Annotated in this window: 16 protein-coding genes and 1 pseudogene; 9 read left to right on the top strand and 8 right to left on the bottom strand. The window is 44.5% G+C overall.

Features of this window, described 5'->3' with window-relative positions:
- Window positions 1–92 precede the first annotated feature (92 nt).
- The 6 genes from M2R47_RS07085 (at window position 93) to M2R47_RS07060 (ending at window position 3555) form a co-directional block, all read left to right on the top strand.
- The gene (locus M2R47_RS07085; protein WP_249100971.1) at window positions 93–653 is read left to right on the top strand and encodes a YqgE/AlgH family protein; all 561 of its coding nucleotides are present in this window, start codon (window positions 93–95) and stop codon (window positions 651–653) included.
- Window positions 653–1144 carry a Holliday junction resolvase RuvX gene (gene ruvX / locus M2R47_RS07080; RefSeq protein ID WP_249100968.1) on the top strand — a complete coding sequence of 164 codons (492 nt, stop codon included), beginning with the start codon at window positions 653–655 and terminating at the stop codon, window positions 1142–1144. The genes M2R47_RS07085 and ruvX overlap by 1 nt, the downstream gene beginning before the upstream one ends.
- Complete coding sequence (locus tag M2R47_RS07075) at window positions 1116–1664, top strand: hypothetical protein (RefSeq protein WP_249100965.1); 549 nt, start codon at window positions 1116–1118, stop codon at window positions 1662–1664. The genes ruvX and M2R47_RS07075 overlap by 29 nt, the downstream gene beginning before the upstream one ends.
- Window positions 1661–1891: a sulfurtransferase TusA gene (tusA, locus tag M2R47_RS07070; RefSeq protein WP_249100963.1), complete on the top strand. Its 231-nt coding sequence runs from the start codon at window positions 1661–1663 to the stop codon at window positions 1889–1891. Before M2R47_RS07075 ends, tusA begins: the two co-directional genes overlap by 4 nt.
- Window positions 1892–1894: 3 nt before the next feature.
- Window positions 1895–2821: a site-specific tyrosine recombinase XerD gene (gene xerD / locus M2R47_RS07065; protein ID WP_249100960.1), complete on the top strand. Its 927-nt coding sequence runs from the start codon at window positions 1895–1897 to the stop codon at window positions 2819–2821.
- Window positions 2822–2946: 125 nt separating this feature from the next.
- Complete coding sequence (locus M2R47_RS07060) at window positions 2947–3555, top strand: class I SAM-dependent methyltransferase (protein WP_249100957.1); 609 nt, start codon at window positions 2947–2949, stop codon at window positions 3553–3555.
- Window positions 3556–3776: 221 nt separating this feature from the next.
- On the opposite strand, the gene M2R47_RS07055 is transcribed toward M2R47_RS07060, so the two are convergent.
- Window positions 3777–4229 carry a type IV secretion protein Rhs gene (locus M2R47_RS07055; RefSeq protein WP_249100954.1) on the bottom strand — a complete coding sequence of 151 codons (453 nt, stop codon included), beginning with the start codon at window positions 4227–4229 and terminating at the stop codon, window positions 3777–3779.
- A 75-nt stretch (window positions 4230–4304) separates the two neighbouring features.
- Here M2R47_RS07055 and M2R47_RS07050 point away from each other — a divergent pair.
- The 3 genes and pseudogenes from M2R47_RS07050 (at window position 4305) to M2R47_RS07040 (ending at window position 7361) form a co-directional block, all read left to right on the top strand.
- A pseudogene (locus M2R47_RS07050) lies at window positions 4305–5575 on the top strand (replication-associated recombination protein A).
- A 253-nt stretch (window positions 5576–5828) separates the two neighbouring features.
- A complete protein-coding gene (gene ribB / locus M2R47_RS07045) occupies window positions 5829–6914 on the top strand; it encodes a 3,4-dihydroxy-2-butanone-4-phosphate synthase (RefSeq protein WP_249100952.1) in 1086 nt (361 codons plus the stop codon).
- Between the two features lie 198 nt (window positions 6915–7112).
- Window positions 7113–7361, top strand: coding sequence for a GlsB/YeaQ/YmgE family stress response membrane protein (locus M2R47_RS07040; RefSeq protein ID WP_249100949.1), 249 nt, complete (start codon window positions 7113–7115; stop codon window positions 7359–7361).
- Window positions 7362–7502: 141 nt separating this feature from the next.
- Here the strand turns inward: M2R47_RS07040 and M2R47_RS07035 are convergent, their stop codons facing one another.
- The 7 genes from M2R47_RS07035 to fmt form a co-directional block, all read right to left on the bottom strand.
- Window positions 7503–10010: a TonB-dependent receptor gene (locus M2R47_RS07035; protein WP_249100947.1), complete on the bottom strand. Its 2508-nt coding sequence runs from the start codon at window positions 10008–10010 to the stop codon at window positions 7503–7505.
- Between the two features lie 106 nt (window positions 10011–10116).
- Window positions 10117–12678, bottom strand: coding sequence for a TonB-dependent receptor (locus M2R47_RS07030; RefSeq protein ID WP_249100945.1), 2562 nt, complete (start codon window positions 12676–12678; stop codon window positions 10117–10119).
- A 139-nt stretch (window positions 12679–12817) separates the two neighbouring features.
- Complete coding sequence (locus M2R47_RS07025; protein ID WP_249100942.1) at window positions 12818–13444, bottom strand: L-threonylcarbamoyladenylate synthase; 627 nt, start codon at window positions 13442–13444, stop codon at window positions 12818–12820.
- Window positions 13431–14633 carry a DNA-processing protein DprA gene (dprA, locus tag M2R47_RS07020; RefSeq protein ID WP_249100940.1) on the bottom strand — a complete coding sequence of 401 codons (1203 nt, stop codon included), beginning with the start codon at window positions 14631–14633 and terminating at the stop codon, window positions 13431–13433. Before dprA ends, M2R47_RS07025 begins: the two co-directional genes overlap by 14 nt.
- 69 nt (window positions 14634–14702) lie before the next feature.
- Window positions 14703–16118: a threonine synthase gene (thrC, locus tag M2R47_RS07015; protein WP_249100936.1), complete on the bottom strand. Its 1416-nt coding sequence runs from the start codon at window positions 16116–16118 to the stop codon at window positions 14703–14705.
- Window positions 16119–16198: 80 nt separating this feature from the next.
- Entirely contained in the window at window positions 16199–17548 is a 1350-nt protein-coding gene (gene rsmB / locus M2R47_RS07010) for a 16S rRNA (cytosine(967)-C(5))-methyltransferase RsmB (protein WP_249100933.1), read from the bottom strand.
- Window positions 17535–18542 (bottom strand): methionyl-tRNA formyltransferase, encoded by a 1008-nt coding sequence (gene fmt / locus M2R47_RS07005; RefSeq protein WP_249100929.1) that lies wholly within the window; start codon window positions 18540–18542, stop codon window positions 17535–17537. Before fmt ends, rsmB begins: the two co-directional genes overlap by 14 nt.
- Between the last annotated feature and the right edge of the window lie 10 nt (window positions 18543–18552).

The following is an 18552-nucleotide window of genomic DNA, read 5'->3' as shown; positions in this document are numbered from 1 at the left end:
AGCGGTTGGTTGACAACATTCGCATCAGATGAGACATTCAAAACAGCTTAACCAAAAGTCATGAGAGCCACTGTAAATAAGTAATTTTGATTATGAACAAACCAATTAAAAATCTTGCTCACCAGTTCTTGATTGCCAGTCCAAGTTTAGATGATGAGCGTTTTTTAGGAAAACTCATCTATGTCTGCCGGCATACTCTTGAAGGTGCATGGGGTTTTATCATCAATCAACCCCTATCCACTTCAGTAGGCGGACTGCTAAATGAGCTGGGCTTACCCAGTTCACAGCGTGCCATGAACACGCCAGCCCTAGATGGCGGACCCATACGCCCTGAGGCAGGCTTTGTTTTACACACAGGACTTCCTGACTACGGTTCATCCTTCGCCATCGGTGAGAATGTTTGCTTGACAACCAGCAAGGACATTTTGGAACATTTATCCGCTGACAGTTTGGCACATTATTTGGTATGCATGGGCTTTTGTAGTTGGCATAAAGGGCGGTTAGAGCGTGAGTTGGTGGCGGGTGATTGGCTTTTATGTCCGCCTGATTTAGAAATACTATTTGGCATCTCATTTGACGAGCGTCTTAGTAAGGCGTATGATAAAATAGGTGTCAATCCGCACACATTCGTCCTTAGCACAGGGTCTGCTTAATGATTGATGATAAACCCACTTTAATTCTTGCTCTAGATTTCGGTGTCAAAAAGATGGGCATGGCGTTAGGAAATAGCCTTACCAAAGACGCACGCCCTTTTGACATTTTAGCGATGAATAATGGTCAGCCAGACTGGGAGAATCTGCTTGGCATCATTGATACTTGGGAAATTGATGAAGTGCTGGTTGGTCTGCCTCTAAACATGGACGGCACAGACTCAATGCTTTCTAAACGAGCGGCCAAATTCGCTCGGCGTCTGTCGCATCGCCTAGGAGAAAGGCATTCTACCACCAAGGTATTCATGTATGACGAGCGACTGACCTCAAAAGAAGCCAGACAGCTGGCATGGGAGCGTGGCTGGATTACCCATGAAAGAGAACCGATTGACAACATCTGCGCGTGCATTTTGATCGATGGTTATTTTTACGCTCCCAGTCTTGCTAAGTATGTTAGCAACTATCATGACAATACTCATAAAGACAAAACATAGCCACCAAACACCACACCCAACCACAAATCATCACAGCATCATGAATCATCACGACACACTCATCACACGCACCAAAGAAGGCTTACGCCTTGCCAACATCAGCATTTATCTAGGCATGGCAGCCATTGCTTGCTTTGCGGCATTTGGTACTTTGGCAAGCATGGCACACTTTAAAGACAACATGGTCATCTACCGTGCTTTTCACTACTTACCGTACGCACTAGTGGGGTTGAGTATTCCAATCAGCCTATTTCATGTGTTTTTTTTGGGTCGATATCGCATCATGCAAGGCGGTATTTTAATACTGATGCTACTGACCGCAATGAGCTTGACGCTATTTTCCTTGATCAATTACGCCATCTACGGCAGCACAAAAAACTTTTTTATGGCGGTGTTTTTGGCAATGGTAGCATGGTTTGCCATGCCTTATGTTTTTCGTGTGAATCTGAAAAAGTTTTTAAATTTTTTACAGCAAACCCCATCAAACACCCCAACAACCAACCAAGAGATGACACAATGAGCCACATTTTAGACACAAAAGGTCTCATCTGCCCCGAACCCATCATGCTGCTACACAAGATGATCAGGCAAATCCAAGGCGGTGAACGCATTGAAATTTTAGCCACCGACCCTGCAACCACTCGTGACATTCCCAATTTTTGTCGCCACCTTGGACACTCGCTTGAAAGCCAAGAAGTCCTTGATGACGGCAGCTATCGCTATGTCTTGACAAAAAAGCTGGCTTGACCCATGAGTAAGACTCGTGCTCGCACACCACGCACACCCAAGGTCAATCACAGCAGCAACGACCCCGTCTATCTTGATGAATTTCGCATGGCCATGTTGGCACGCGGTCTGTCGGTACGCACCAGAAATGCCTACATTCAAGATTTACGGTTGTGCATGAGCGTCAATCAAAAGCCTTTAACAACATGGTGTCAAGCCGATGTGCTAGATTGCCTACATCATCATCAAAACCAAGGTAAAAATCCTCGCACCATTGCACGCCTACTTGCCAGTTTACGCCAGTTTTTTTTATGGCAACTTAGCAATGACGCACGCAAAGACAACCCCTGTGAAGACATTAAAAACCCTAAAGTCATCAAACCCTTACCAAAGACACTCTCAGAAGACGCTGTTACCCGCCTGCTTGACGCACCCGATAGCAGCCTATTAGGCACACGCGACCAAGCAATGCTAGAAATCATGTATTCATGCGGTCTGCGAGTCAGCGAATTGGTCAATTTGTCTTTTGAACAGGTCAATCTCAATGCAGGCTGGCTGCAAATCACAGGCAAGGGTAATAAAACTCGACTCATACCAATGGGAGAGTACGCCCAAAACGCCCTACAGGCATATCTGAGTCAAAGAAACCAATTACTGATAGGAAAATCTGACTGCCAAGCAGTTTTCCTAACAGAGCAAGGCGGCTACATGACACGACATAACTTTTGGCACATGATCAAAAAATACGCCCTTTTGGCAGACATCAGAACCGACATATCTCCACACACACTTCGTCATGCTTTTGCTACGCATTTGGTTAATCATGGTGCGGATTTACGAAGTGTTCAGCTGCTGCTTGGACACAAAGATTTATCAACCACACAGATCTACACACATGTGGCGACGGCACGCCTGCAAGCACTGCACAGCGAACATCACCCCAGAGGGTAACTATTAATCAAGCTTCAAGACCAAGACTTATCATGACAACGAATAGAATGAATCATCATGGCAGATTTGTCAGATGGTCTTGGTTATTGTATCATAGTCATTTTCACTGATTGAGCATAGCAAAGATGAGTAAAACCACCCTGACCGACCTACAACACAAAGCCAAATTTTGGCGAGATGACATCAGTTTTAGCCAAGAAGTACTTGGTAAGCCTTTTGATTTTCGTACCACTTGGGGGATTTTTAGTCCAGAGAAATTAGACGATGGCAGTCTGATGCTGCTTGATCATATTGACTTTAAAGCCGATGATGACTCAATCGACTTAGGCTGTGGTTATGGTGTGCTAGGCATGACAGCGGCGCGTGAATGCCCAAATGGCGAGCATCTGCTCATTGACAAGGATTTTGTGGCGGTGGAATACGCCAAATTAAACTGCCAAAACAATGGCCTGACCAATACCCAAATCATGCTTTCTAATGGTTTCGCCCATGTGCCAAAAGACCGACGATTTAACCTAGTAATGAGTAATCTGCCTGCCAAGGCCAGTAAAGAACAGCACTACTTATATTTGCTAGATGCCTACGACCGTATGGAGGCAGGTGGTCGCTTTTATGTGGTTACAATTAATGGGCTCAGAGATTTCATGAAACGCTCATTTACCGAAGTTTTTGGCAATGCCGACAAGCTAAAACAGGGCAAAACTTATACCATCACGATGGCAACAAAAGTGTGATGCAGTTTTCAAAGACCGCCTTACTTTTTATTACCGCAACAACTTTGAGAGCAGACACATGAGCCTGATCTTAAATTTTCAATCCATAGAATTGGTAAAGCGGTCGATAAAAACATCAAAAAAAAATACAATCAGACTGGTCAAAAAACACTGCAATCTAAATGGTAAATCATGCCAAGCCCCCTGATATGGCAATACCAGATCATGCAATGCTTAAAATATTAAGCTAAAAATGGTACGCATGCATACCATGCACGACAATCCCTACCCAGCTCTCTTTGTACATAAAAGTCCTCTATCATTTTGGCTTGCTGTTCTACGCCATAATCAAAAAACACCTTATCTTTGCTAAAGTCATAGTGGTATTTTCGGTTGAACATTGCACGCCAAAGCACCGCCACTCCCTGCTGAATTTGCCAAACATGAGTCAGTTCATGCACCAACCATGCTCGAATATGCAAGGGTTTATCACTAAAATCAGCACAAAAATCATCAGCATGAAAATAAACCCAGCCATTTGGCGAGACTGCATAACCTTTTAGGACCCACCATGCCGTCGCTAGGCGAATGTCATCCAAAAAGAGTGAATCGCCAAACACTGAACGAGCGATGATTTTTTCACCCTGTGTTAAGGGACGCACTGTCTTAGGGGGCGTCATGGAATTTCGCGTCATATTGATCCAAAATCATAGCAATACCGTGTATAATGACGGATATTTTAGCAATTTTTCGCAAATTTTTATATTAACATGATCAATCAACACGCCCCACTTGCTGAACGCATGCGTCCAAAGTTTTTAAGTGACTTTATTGGGCAGACGCATCTTTTAGGCCGCAACGCTCCAATTGCTCGCATGATTGCAAGCGGACATTTACCAAGTCTGATTTTATACGGCGAAGCAGGTATTGGTAAGACGACACTGGCACGCCTGCTGGCTCATGCGACAGGGCGTGAATTCCATCTTTTATCCGCCCTTGACCTAAGCATAAAAGAGTTAAGAGAACTCATTGACAATAGCGGACGCATGGGGAGTGGTCTGAATTTTGGCTCTCCTGTGATTTTTATTGATGAGATTCATCGTTTTAATAAAGCGCAACAGGATGCACTACTTGGTGCAGTAGAGTCTGGCAAAATCACCCTCATTGGTGCCACCACCGAAAACCCATCATTTAGCATCAACAATGCTCTGCTGTCTCGCTGTCAAACCTACCGCTTAAATCCTCTAAGCACCGATGAGTTGGTACAAGTATTACAACAAGCCTTACAAAAAGACCATGTGCTGTGCGGCATTAAGCTTCAAGGTAGCTTAACCAAACTTGCATCACTTGCTGCTGGCGATGCCCGAAAGGCCCTAAACTTACTTGAAATCGCTTGCCAGCATGTCGATGATGACACACTCATCATTAATGAAGCACTCATTCAAAGCATTGCCCAGACCGTACTGCCACACCATGACAAAGTAGGAGACATGCACTATGATGTGATCAGTGCATTCATCAAATCGGTGCGTGGCTCGACCCTGACGCCTCTATTTATTGGCTGGCTAGAATGCTCAATGCAGGTGAAGATCCAGCCTTTATCGCTCGCCGATTGGTGATTTTAGCCAGCGAAGACATCGGCCTTGCCAACCCTAACGCGCTGTTACTTGCTGATACTGCCCTACGATCAGTGCAGTCAATTGGCATGCCAGAAGCTCGCATCATTTTAGCTCAAGTTACCGTTTATTTGGCTACTTCTGCCAAGTCAAACAGCACTTATAAAGCCATCAATGATGCTTTGGCTTTTGTTAAAAATGATGCCCTTAGCGTACCATTACACTTAAGAAATGGCACCACCGAACTGATGAAAGCTCAAGGCTACGGACTGGCATACATTTACCCACACGACCACCCCAATCACTACCACCCACAACAATACTTACCCGACATGCTGGTCGGAAGACGATTTTACGAATTTGCAGACAACCAAAAAGAGCAAGCCAGCTTCGCTTTCATCAACTGGCTAAAATCCCAAAAATGATGCCTCAACATCAGCATGTTTCACATGAAACATCATGGCATACCTTATGTTCTCAATAAATCCATACTAACCGACAGCCATCATCATTGAATATGTCAAACATTCATAATAAAAAATATCAGTCAATACTTTTGACAAACCACCTTCATCAATCACCACCCCTTTTGCAATAGACTATTTCACCATCATACTTTATAATTATTAAAACAACCCCCATATCATTCACAATTTTTTAATCTTAGGTAGGGCAATCATGGCACTAAACAACACTGCCGAAATCATCGAAGACATCAAGGCAGGCAAAATGGTCATTTTAATGGATGATGAAGACCGAGAAAATGAAGGCGACATCGTCATCGCATCAAGCCATATCACGCCTGAGGCAATCAATTTTATGATTACGCATGCACGAGGCCTGGTCTGCTTAACCATCACCGAAGAGCGAGCTAATCAGCTTAATTTGGGTCTGATGAGCGACAAAAACGGCTCCCAATTTAGCACCAATTTCACGGTTTCCATTGAGGCTGCAAGTGGCGTTACCACAGGCATCTCTGCCGCTGATCGTGCCTTAACCGTGCAACGAGCCATCGCACCTTATGCCAAGCCAACCGACATCGTCAGCCCAGGGCACATATTCCCCATCATCGCTAAAAAAGGCGGGGTGTTGCATCGAGCAGGTCATACCGAAGCAGGTTGTGACTTGGCACGATTGGCTGGATTAGAACCATCAGCGGTGATATGTGAAATCATCAAACCAAATGGCGAAATGGCTCGCCGTGATGATTTGGAAATCTTTGCTAAAGAACATGGTCTAAAAATTGGCACGATCGCCGATTTAATTCACTATCGCATGACTCATGAGCAGACGGTTGAGCTGATTGATAAAAGTACGCTAGATACCGCATTTGGTACTTTTGATCTGTATCGTTTTAAAGAATACGGCGCCAAAGAAACTCACATCGCTTTGGTCAAAGGCAATCCCAAAAATGGCATCAGCACCGTACGAGTCCATAGCTTAAATCCACTAAAAGACTTATTCTCAGCCAACATCAAAGGCGGCTGGGACATGCGTCTGGCATTGCAGACCATCGCCGATAGCGAACAGGGTGTGTTTTTATGGATCGCTGACGACCGAACGGTAGACATCAGCACCGCCTTGGACAAATGCCAACACAGCAGCATTCATGAAGAAAGCGAGCCTTATCGCACCATTGGTGTTGGCGCTCAGATTCTAAAACTGCTTGGGGTAACAGACATGCGCCTGCTATCAAGCCCTGCCAAATTCAATGTTTCTGGTTTTGACTTGAACATTGTTGAGTCTATCAGTGCTCCAAAATAACGACATGACTTTAAGCACTCACACAAAATCAACAATGCCGTGATGTTTTGCGTGCTTTGGCATATTTAACGACAGACTTCATACAAATGTTTGCCAAGCTTAACCCAAAATTTTTGCCAAATACTGTACAATCAATATCAATCGCCAAAAGAGATTTTGGTCATTGATATTAACTAGGTAAAAACAAAGGGGATTATCATGATTTGGTCTATCATCATCGGCTTGGTCGTTGGCTTATTGGCTCGTGCCATCAAGCCTGGTGCAGACAGTATGGGCTGGATTCTCACCATCATTTTAGGTATGGTGGGTGGTGCCGTAGGTAACTTCATTGCCAATGCTCTTGGCATTTACACCAATGGCGGTATTGGCGGACTCCTCATTTCAGTCATTGGGGCAATCATCGTCTTATTTGTCTATGAATTGATTGCTGGACGCACAAGACATTGATTTTTAATAAAAAAGCAGAAAAACCATTTTTCTGCTTTTTTATTGATCAGACTAAAGCCGCCATATCAGTGTCGGCACATAAAAATCCGATGAGCCAAAGACCAAGACATCATCAAGCGTTAGCATTAACATCAACAGTCTTTAAAACTTCACATTCACCGATAAGCTCACATTACGCCCTTGCTGTGGGACAAAAGGTAAGAATGAGTTGTGTACATAGATTTTTTCGTTCAAAAGGTTGTTGGCACGAAGCGACCAAGTAGTGTCTGTGTTTCCGATACGGCGGTGATGGTCTAAACCCAAGTTGAGCAAATGATACCCCAAAGTTGCATCTTCATTAATGTAAATTGGGCATAAGCGACTGTCAGCATGATCATGATGTGGGCATTCACTATAATACTTACTGGCGATTGATTGCGAGGTGCGATTTTGAGCTGCCACTCGCACATACTCTAATGAGGGTGAAAATCTACCATATTCGCCATTGATGCGTAAGCCGAAGCGATCAGGGGAGAGTCGTGGTGGATTGCGATCAGGGCGTATGATGATGTCTTGACCAACCAGCTTTCGCTCAGTGTCTTTGCACCAATCTTCGTAATTCGGATCGTCCCTATCTACGCCACATTCTTTTGGGTCTACATAAACGGTCACATCTTCGTAAATCCCATTGCCCACAATCGGAGAAAACCTGTACAGCTTGCCACGCACGGTATCGCCAAAAACACTCACGGTCAAATTGGGTGAGAACTGATAGCTCAATTCAAGCTCCGCCCCACGCAATTTTGCCTTTGATTGAGTAAAGCGTCGCATTGTCAGGTTACCATTTTTATATAGGTTTTCTGGGTGAATAAAGTTGCCAAAATGATTGGCGTAGACACTGCCTTTTAGATGCCATTTATCCCCTGTAAAAGTTACGCCCAACTCACCATTATCTGATTTTTCTTTTTTGAGTGCATTATTACCATACAAGAAAGAATTGGTCGCCAGGTGCTTCCCATGGTAATATAACTCCATAGGAGTGGGGATGCGTTCATTATGCGATAAAGTGGCATCAAGACGAAGTTTTGGTGAAATATCCCACATCGCACCTACTGCGTAAGAAGTCGCATTATTGCGATAAGGCGTCAAATCAGGCTTTTCTTGAACATCAATGGCATTATTGAACTGAGCGTCAATCTCAGCGATATTATAATGTACAGGAATGCTTGTTTTTTCATGGCGTACACCAACATGCCACTTGGTCTTGCCAAACTGGTATTCCCCAAGAGCAAACACACTGCCTGTCTTTTGAGTGTTCTCAACCAATGGTCGACGATTGGCTGCTTTCTCATCATGACTTGGGATGAGAGCATGGGTTTTATTACTGGCAGTTTCAACACCCCACACCAAAGACAGTCGATCAGTGGGAGATTGATGCACCGACATTTTGGCAGCCAAGCCTTTATTAGCCCAATAAGCAGTGTTGCCTTTAACAAATCTTGTGCCTGTCGATGGGTCAGGAATGTGCTTACCTTCATCGTATTCTTGGTGATGGTAGTCGCTATGGCTAGCAGATAATCGGACTTTGTCAATGCTTGGTGTTGGGCTGTTCAGCTCACCTTGTAGCGAAAAGGTTTTTGAACTCAGCTCCACCCAAGGACCTTTTTGACTGGGGTCATGTCGATGCCCATACACATTATCATGACTATGTCCATGATCAAGATCATAGTCCGATCCGCAGTGAAAATGCAGGCGACCAACCATGTCCTCATCAGTCATCAAGTGCGGATAAGGAATGAGATATTTGCGTTCAGGACCAAACCAACCACGACTGGTATCAAGCACATGCCCTGCACAATTATCAAATTTGTGATTATGCCCCACTAAGCCATAGTCGTCCTTGCGTTGGCTGTATGCCACGCCCAGATGGCCTTGATTACCAATATACGACACTCCAAGCGTACCAACAACTGATTTGTTATGAGAATCAGGCAAATAATTTAAGACTTCACCAAAATTAATCGCAGGGACATTATAGGGATTAGCAGCTCGACTCATGCCCTCAATGCGTACGGCAATCTTTTCACCAACTGGCAAAGATACACCTGCAGTTGCCAGCTTCTCATCACTGCCATCATTCGTGCGCAGCATCAGCTCGCCTGTGATGGCGTTTGGCATTGTATCTAAGATACGCTCATCAATGACATTGACAACCCCAGCGGTAGAAGCATTGGCATACATGAGCGTAGAAGCCCCACGCACCACCTCAACACGGCTGGCAAGCAGCGTATCGACCGCCACCGCATGATCAGGACTGACGGTTGACATGTCGGACACGCCCATGCCGTTTTGCAACACCTTAACACGCACGCCTTCTTGACCACGCACCACAGGGGCGGAAGCTCCACCACCAAAAGGATTGGAATGAATGCCACCTTGTGATGATAAAGCATTACCCAGTGTGGCAGAACGGTGTTGCAGCTTATCTTTTTTGATCGTCAGATCACTCGCCTTAGTGGCATCAGAAAAAGCCAAACTCTGTGGCGTTGTTGATAGCATGACAGACATGTTATCAAGCAACACACTCGGCTCTTCTTTGGACGAATCCGCAAAGGCCATTTGACTTAACACCAGTGAAATGGCCAAAGGCAAATATCTGTAAGTCGTCATCGCAATCTTCCATTAATAACCATAAAAAGATAATATTATAACATAATGAAAAATAAAGTTACAATATAGCAAAAGCTAAATGCCTAACTTTTTATGGTTTTAGCGATTAAAACTTCACACTCACCCCCACATTAAAGTTGCGCCCCATCTGCGGAATATAAGACAAAAATGTTTCATGAGCATATATTTTTTGGTTCAAAAGATTGTTGGCATTAAAGAACATTGAGTAGTCAAGATTCCCCTGATGGTTTTGGTAATTCACACCCACATTCAATAAATGATGACCTTTGGTTGGTGCTTCAAATTTAGACACTTTATTTTGGTCAAAAGTGCGAACATACTCAAAATTACCAGACCATCTGTCATCAAAATCAGCCTTCACTTTCATGCCCAATCGCATGGGTGGTAGGCGTGGTGTGGTACGGTCTTCTTGGGCTGTATAAGTTTTGACGGCAGGTCTGCCCCATGATGCGGCCGTATAGTCGCTGATAATCGGTGGCATATCATGCAATTTACCCCTGATGTAATCTCCAAAGATGGATGCATAATAGGTATCATTAAACTGATAGCCTGCACTGGCTTCTAGCCCATAGAATCTGGCAGGACTTTGGTCGTAGCGGTTGATGCGTAGTTTTTTTAGATGATTGACTCGTGCTGTTCCCAAATACTCATTGATTGTGGATAGGTAAATGTAGTTATCAAAATCGTACACATAGCCTGCCAGTTTATAATCCAATTTATCGCCAGCAAACCTTAATCCCAGCTCATAATTGTTGGACTTTTCTTTGGTCAGATGTCGATTACCAATTTCAAATGAGTTGGTGGCAAGATGCATGCCATGCGTGTACAGCTCCTGACTATTTGGTAAGCGTTCTTGGCGTGATGCGTTGAAAGACAGCGTATATTGCGGCAGGAATTTCCAATGCACACCCAGTGCATATGAATGAGCGGTGTTCTGATATGGCTTGGTGGCATCTATGGCATAATCTATCGCCTGTTGCAATTTATCAGGGTCAAGTCGCAAACGACTACGCTCTTTCATCGTCTCTATGATGTGATTGGTATCATAATCCATTGCTACTTTTTGCTTTTCTAGACGAGTGCCAAGCTCCAGCTCGACATTACCAGCATGATACTGACCCATCGCGAATAAAGCGGTATTGGTCAGTTTATTTTGTGTTAAAAGCTGGCGCTTTCGCCATTCTGTCTGCGGAGATAAGGCACTGTTATCTTGTTTGGTGTATTGCATACCCCACAAGGCTTTAAGCTGATTGGTGGGTGTGTGCGTCAGTTCAATGCGTGCAACCTTACCTTTATTCATAAAAGAAGTATTGACAACATCGCCTTCTTTTTCATCATGCTTATAATCCACATAGCCGACATTAGCGCGCACCTTATCCACAAAGGAGGTAGGCTTATTCCACTCCCCTCGCAAATCATAACGGCGAGTGGTCAAATCCACATAGGGTTTGCCGTGCTTATCGTGTTTTTTATGCACGCCGTGTGAATGATTGAAATTATCGACGGCATGGTCAGCACAGTCAGGGCGTGGATTGATGTAGTTGACATCATCTTCGTTGATGAGTTGCGGATAGGTAGCCAAATAAGGTCTGTCCCACAGGCTGTCAAAAATAGAAATCACTCCACAGCCTTCATAGATGGCATTGTGAGCAGGCAAGCCATACTTATCTTTTCTCTCGCTGACGGCCACACCCAGATGACCCTGACTGCCTATCCAAGATACACCCACACTTCCTGATTTTGAATTCGCCCAGCTCTCGGGCAGATGATTAAAAGCATGGTTTTGAATGGTGGATAAATCCTGATCCAAAATAGCCTTTTGTTTTAAATAGCCAGCTTCATCACTGATGAAGTAGGTCTTATCTCGCCAAGACAACGGCGTACCACTTTGAATCGCCTGCCATTCTTTTTCTAAGGCAGCCAAGCGTTCTGGCGCTTTGACATAGCGATCAATCTGATTTTCATTATCAAAGGTGGTGTAAGTATAGTTGGGTGTGCGATAATCCCCTGCTGATTTGTGCAATCCCTCCAAATGCACAGCAACATGACTCCCTGCACTAAAAGTAACCGCCCCCGTACCAAGTTTTTCATGATTACCCGTATTAAAGCGAACACCCACCTCACCTACGATGGGCTTGTCAGGCATTTGAGTGGGGATTTTGTTGTCAATAATATTAACCGCCCCTGCCGAATTACCAGATTTGTAGAGTAAAGTACTAACTCCACGCACCACCTCAGCTTGCTTGGCAAGCACTGTATCCACCATCACAGCATGGTCTGGAGACAGATGGGCCATATCAATGACATCGGCATTATTTTGCAAAATGGTGATGCGTTTGCCTTCTTGTCCACGAATGATGGGGGCTGATGCACCGCCACCAAATTGATTGGAATGAATGCCAAGCTCGCCATCTAAAGCATCGCCCAGTGTGGTTGGTCGCTGTTTTAATTCCTTGGCACGAATCATCATATCAGAGACATTTGTCCTACGCCCAAGCAAGTTGGTCTGTGTGCGATCACCCTTGACCGTTACTACCAGTGTATCAAGCTTGGTGCTTGGTTCATCGTCAGCATACACCGTCATAGAATGGCTAGCGAAAGCCGCCATCATCGCCACATACAGCACGCTGTTTGTTGTCTTCATCATAAGTAAAATTCCAAGTCAAAAAATGGCAATATTATAACATTAATGTTCATAAACGCAATGGCATTTACTTAACCATTGTGGCTATCAGTCGGTTTTGTGAATGAGTGTTAATTCATCGTCCGCTTCATGGTGAGCCAGATTAGCGAACTGCAGCCCCTGTCATCACATCAATGATTTGACTGGGCTTATCAAAACCTAAGGTTTGTGCATCTAGATAGGCAATTTTATCGCCAAAGTACGCCTGTGCCTGTCCTAGGTTGGTAGCAGACGGCTCGCCACTTGGGTTGCAGCTGGTAGATACCAAAAAACCATAGGGGTTCTTGTCGCAAACAAGTGCCTGGCAGATACTTTTTAAGATTTTATGATGCGTAACACGCACCGCCAATGTATCAAACCCCCCCATCAATATCTTAGGCGGACAAGCCGACTTTGCCACAGGAATGAGCCAAGTCTGTGCTTGCACGGTCGTTTTGATGTCATGATCGTTATATAAAGCACGCATTCTTTGTAATAATTCATCTTGCAAGAATTTTGGCAAATCTACCAACAAAGGTACGAGTCTATCCACCTCATCAGTCAGTACGATCAGCCCCTTATGCACTGGACGGGCTTTTAAGGTAAAAATTCGCTCAATCGCCCTGTCATCAAAAGCATCACAACCAAGCCCCCAAACGCTCTCGCTTGGATATGCCAGCACACCTCCTGATTTGAGAAAGTCAGCCACATTTTTTGTTTCATGCCGTCCAAAAATTTCAAGATCTGACATATCTTCCTCCAGCCTGCACCACCAAACCAAGCAATTCCAGCTCCATCAGCTTAGCAATAAGCACTCCTGCATCCATCATTGTTTGTGTGACAAGCACATCTAAATCTTTGGGCTGCTCAGTCACCTTGTCCCAAACGCCTTGCAGATGCTCTGGTATCGTCATTGACTGCATTGGTATCGAGTCTATGGACTGCGTGGCTTTTGATGGGTTCGGTGTTGCCAGTGCAGAATCATCATTAAACACCGACACACCCTGAGAGAAGGTTTGGGGCAAGGCACCATAAATCACCTCTTCACTCAGCTCTTCGATGATCTGAGCTGGATGATAGACCAAAGTTGCCCCTTCACGGATCAGGTGATGACAACCCTCGGCATTTTTGTTGTGAATATGACTCGGTATGGCAAATACTTGCTTGCCCTGCTCAGCAGCCAAGCGAGCCGTGATGAGCGATCCACTTTGTAAAGCTGCTTCGGTAACGATGGTGGTCAATGACAGTCCTGCCACCAGGCGATTGCGGCGAGGGAAAGTATGCTTACTGGCAGGCGTGCCTGGCAACAACTCAGTAATCAACACTCCGCCTTCATCAATGATTTGTGCAAATAAGGCATGATGGTTCTTAGGATAACACACATCAATACCTGTACCCAACACACCCACCGTACGCCCTAATAACGGGGGTGACTGAGTCAAAGCACCCAAATGTGCCTGCCGATCCACCCCCTGTGCAAGACCACTGGTGATGCTAAATCCTGACTGCACCAAATATTGTGCCATATCAAAAGTGATCTGCTTAGCTTGTGGCGTGGGGTTGCGACTGCCAACGATGGCGATTTGCTTATCTTTAAGCCTGGCGGCATCGCCTTGATAGAACAATACTGGCGGTGGGTCATAAATGCCATTCAACTGGACTGGATAATTCTCATCGCCCATCACCAGCAAATCATAAGCTCCACGAGCAACGCACTCTAGCACACGAGAAATGAAGGCAAGCACATCTTGATTGTCTTTAAAACGCCTGACATGAGCTGTATGAATGCCAAGCATACGCCACTCATCAGGCGTCGCCAATAATGCCGAGCGTGCATCACCAAAGGCATCAATCAGTTTATAATAAGATATCAATGAAGTATTGACGACATACCACATGGCGATGATGGCATGGCGATCATTAAGCTTTTCATAAGACATGGTAATTACCATCTTGGTTAATTAAAAAAAGCCAACCTCCCATGAAATTGGCTTTTTTAAATCAGTGATTCACTTTGGAGAAACGAATTGTTGAATATGCCTGGCCACAAGTTTGGCGTCATTATCAAGTACGGTAACAAATTGTTCACGGCTCTCAATACCAACCGTGTGAGCAGGTCTTGGCAAGTCAATTTGCCCCAAAGCTTCAGTCATCGTTTCTTCAAATTTGATTGGCAGTGCAGTCTCAGCGACGATGATTTTCTCACCTTCCTTTTGAACATCAAGTGCCACTTTGACACCATCGGCAGTGTGCGGATCGATGAGATGACCTGTGTCAGCGTAAACTTTTTTGATGGTATTTAGGCGGTCATCATGAGTTGATTTACCTGCCACAAAACCGAATCTTCCTTGAACATCACCAAGCTTATCTTTCACATCAAAGCCCTTACCCAGCTTCACATCACTGAAAAACTTACTCACCAATTCAGCATCCTTATCCAGCAATAAATACACAAATCTCTCAAAATTCGATGCTTTGGAAATGTCCATCGAAGGGCTGGAAGTGATGTATGTATCGCTTGCTTGACGAGGCATGTAACTCCCTGTATTAAAAAACTCATTTAAAACATCATTCTCATTGGTTGCCACAATTAAGCGGTCTATCGGCAGACCCATCTCGCGTGCAATGTGCCCTGCACAGATGTTGCCAAAATTACCAGATGGCACACAAAAGCTCACCTGCTCATCGCTACTGTGTGTCGCCTCAAAATAACCTTTAAAATAGTAGACTATCTGTGCCAATATGCGACCCCAGTTAATGGAGTTGACTGTCCCTAGGCTGTACCTGGCTTTAAAATCAGCATCTTCTTGCAGCGTCTTGACAATGTCTTGACAGTCGTCAAACACCCCCTTAATGGCGATATTATGAATGTTGTCATCATTCAAGCTGTACATCTGTGCTCGCTGAAAAGCACTCATCTTACCATGAGGCGACATCATAAACACCTCAATGTTATCCTTGCCCCTCAAGGCATACTCAGCAGCTGAACCTGTGTCTCCTGAAGTCGCACCAATGACGGTCAATCGCTCACCCTTTTTTTGTAATACATACTCAAAGGCATTGCCCAAAAACTGCATTGCCACATCCTTAAAGGCGAGGGTTGGACCATTAGATAATTCAAGCAACAGCAAGTCATCATACAGATTCCTGATGGGCGTAATGTCTTCGTGATTAAAAATCTCTTTGGTATAAGTGCGGTCAATGATATTTTTTAAATCGCCTGCATCAATGTCAGTAGCGAACAAACTCATGATTTCGAACGCCAAATCCGAATACGACAATGATCGCCAAGCATCCAAAGTAGCACGCTCAATAACAGGATAACTCTCTGGCAACATCAAGCCACCATCTGGAGCAAGTCCCATTAAAAGAACATCGCCAAATGACATGGGTAAAGTTCGTCCACGAGTACTGATATACTTCATTCATTTCATCCAGTAATAAAAACCAACCACTCAGATTTTAGCACAGTTTTCAACCAAAAAAGAAATTTTATCACTCTTGATCATACACACCCTTTTTGCAATACAGCATAGTAAAAGCCATCGCCATCATATTCATTCAAAGGCAAGCACTGGTAACCGATTGACCGCTTAATTTGATTGGGCAGGGTAAGATGAAAATCCGCCACTTTAGCATCTGCATTCTTCGCCAAAAAATCCAATATTTGCTGCTCATTTTCCACTTTTAATAGTGAGCAAGTAACATACATCAGATAACCATTGACCGCTAAATTTCGCCACATGTTTGCTAAAATATCTGCTTGCAAACACACCGTCTGCTCAACATCTTGTTCCTTGCGTAACAAGGCGATGTCAGGATGGCGACGCACCACGCCAGTTGCTGTACACGGAGCGTCCAGCACAATCACATCAAAAGGCATTGCCGCTTGATAAGTGCGTCCATCTGCACAGATGATTTTGGCTTGGTCAGATAAGTGCAGACGAGCCAAATTCTCATGAACACGGCCAAGGCGACGCTCATCACTATCAAATGCTGTGATGTGTTTCATGTGAAACACACCTGATTCTGATAACTCAAGCATCTGTGCCAGTTTGCCACCAGGGGCAGTACAGGCGTCCAGCCAAGATAAGGAGGTTGGCAAATCCAGCTGACCAAGAATATGGCCACACAGCTGTGCATGGCGGTCTTGCACACTGACCCAGCCATCAGAAAAATAGGGTAAGTCTTGGATTTTAACCCTATCATTCAGGCAAATTACTTGCTGATCAGCAACACCAAGCGGCAGTATTTTAAAATCAATTTGGGCTTGTGTTAATAGATTGGCATACTCATCAACAGTGATGAATTTTGGATTGACCCTTAAAAAAATAGGGGCATTTTTTCGCAGATTTTGTCCTAAAATTTCATAATAATTCTCACCCTCCGCACCCCAATCTTGCTTGATTTTTTTTGCAAGCCAGTTGGGCAGACTGTGGTTTTTATTGACTTTTTTTAGGTATTTTTGTTGGTGGATTGCCACTTTACGCAAAATGGCATTGGTCAGTCCAACGCCATGGTTTTTATTGATCGACTTTAACGCATTGAGCGTTTCATTAATGACGGCATAACCTGGCGTATTCATATACAACAGTTCATAAACCCCCATATTCAATGCACAAAGAACACTGATGTCTGTTAACGGTGTTTTCATCAAGCTTTCGCCAATACGACTGACCGCATGCCAATGACGCAATACACCAAGCAACAATTCATGAGCAAAAGCACGCTCACGACCCCGAATGTCATTTAAAAACCCATCTAACATCCAAGCCAAAGACTCTCCTTGATGAATCTTTTCAAGAGTCAAGATCACATTAGCACGAGTGCAAAGATTTGGATTATCGTCCACCATCTACTCCACCAACATCAAACATTTGACCGTCTTGTAATTTATCTCCCACAGCGATTTGCTCAGCTGTCAAGGGTTTACCACCCGCCCACTGCATTTTTGTGATGTTGATCAGATGTTGCACACCCTCATCAGCACCGCAGGCAACCAAGATGGCACGCCGACCCACACTCACAATCCTACCAGCAGGCTCTGTGGTGGTTTGGTTTTCTTTGATTGGTAAGCACTCAAGAATTTTGACACGAACACCATCAATAAAAGCATAGGCATTCAACGCACGGATTTGACGATGAATAAAACAAGCCGATCCATTCCAATCGATCAATCCTTCATCAGCCCCCACCTTATCAGCATAGTTCGCCAAAGCATCATCTTGCACCACTCTGCCAGCTTGATATTCTGCCAAATTTTCAAGCACTTTTACAATGGCTTTAGCACCCAAATCAGCCAATGTGTCATGCAGTGTTTGGGTTGTGTCCACAGACCTAATTTCGCAGGCCAACTTATAAAGCATGTCGCCCGTATCAAGTCCTTGTGCCATCTGCATGATGGTAATACCCGTCTCATCATCACCTGCCAAAATCGCTCGATGAATGGGTGCTGCACCACGCCATCTTGGCAACAGCGAACCATGAATGTTCAGACAGCCAAACTTTGGCGTATTTAGGACACCTAATGGTAAAATCAGACCGTAAGCCGCGACAATCATCACATCTGGCTGATAATTTGCCAGTGTTTCACGAGCGGCCGTGCCGTACTCATGCTTCAAGCTAAAACTGACAGGCTGCTCCACAGGAATGTCATGCATCATTGCCAGCTGTTTAACAGGACTTGCAGTAAGTTTTTGACCACGCCCTGCTTTACGATCAGGCTGAGTATAAACCGCCACAATGTCCAAATTTAGACGCTCTTTATCGTCCAAAAGTCGCTGCAGGGCAACCTTAGCAAATTCTGGCGTGCCTGCAAAAATAACTCTTAATTTATGATTTTGTGTCATCTTTTTTAAT

The sequence above is a fragment of the Moraxella oculi genome (genome assembly GCF_023336735.1).
In the GTDB taxonomy this organism is placed as follows: Bacteria; Pseudomonadota; Gammaproteobacteria; order Pseudomonadales; family Moraxellaceae; genus Moraxella; species Moraxella oculi.
This window is presented reverse-complemented; position numbering and strand designations above follow the sequence as displayed.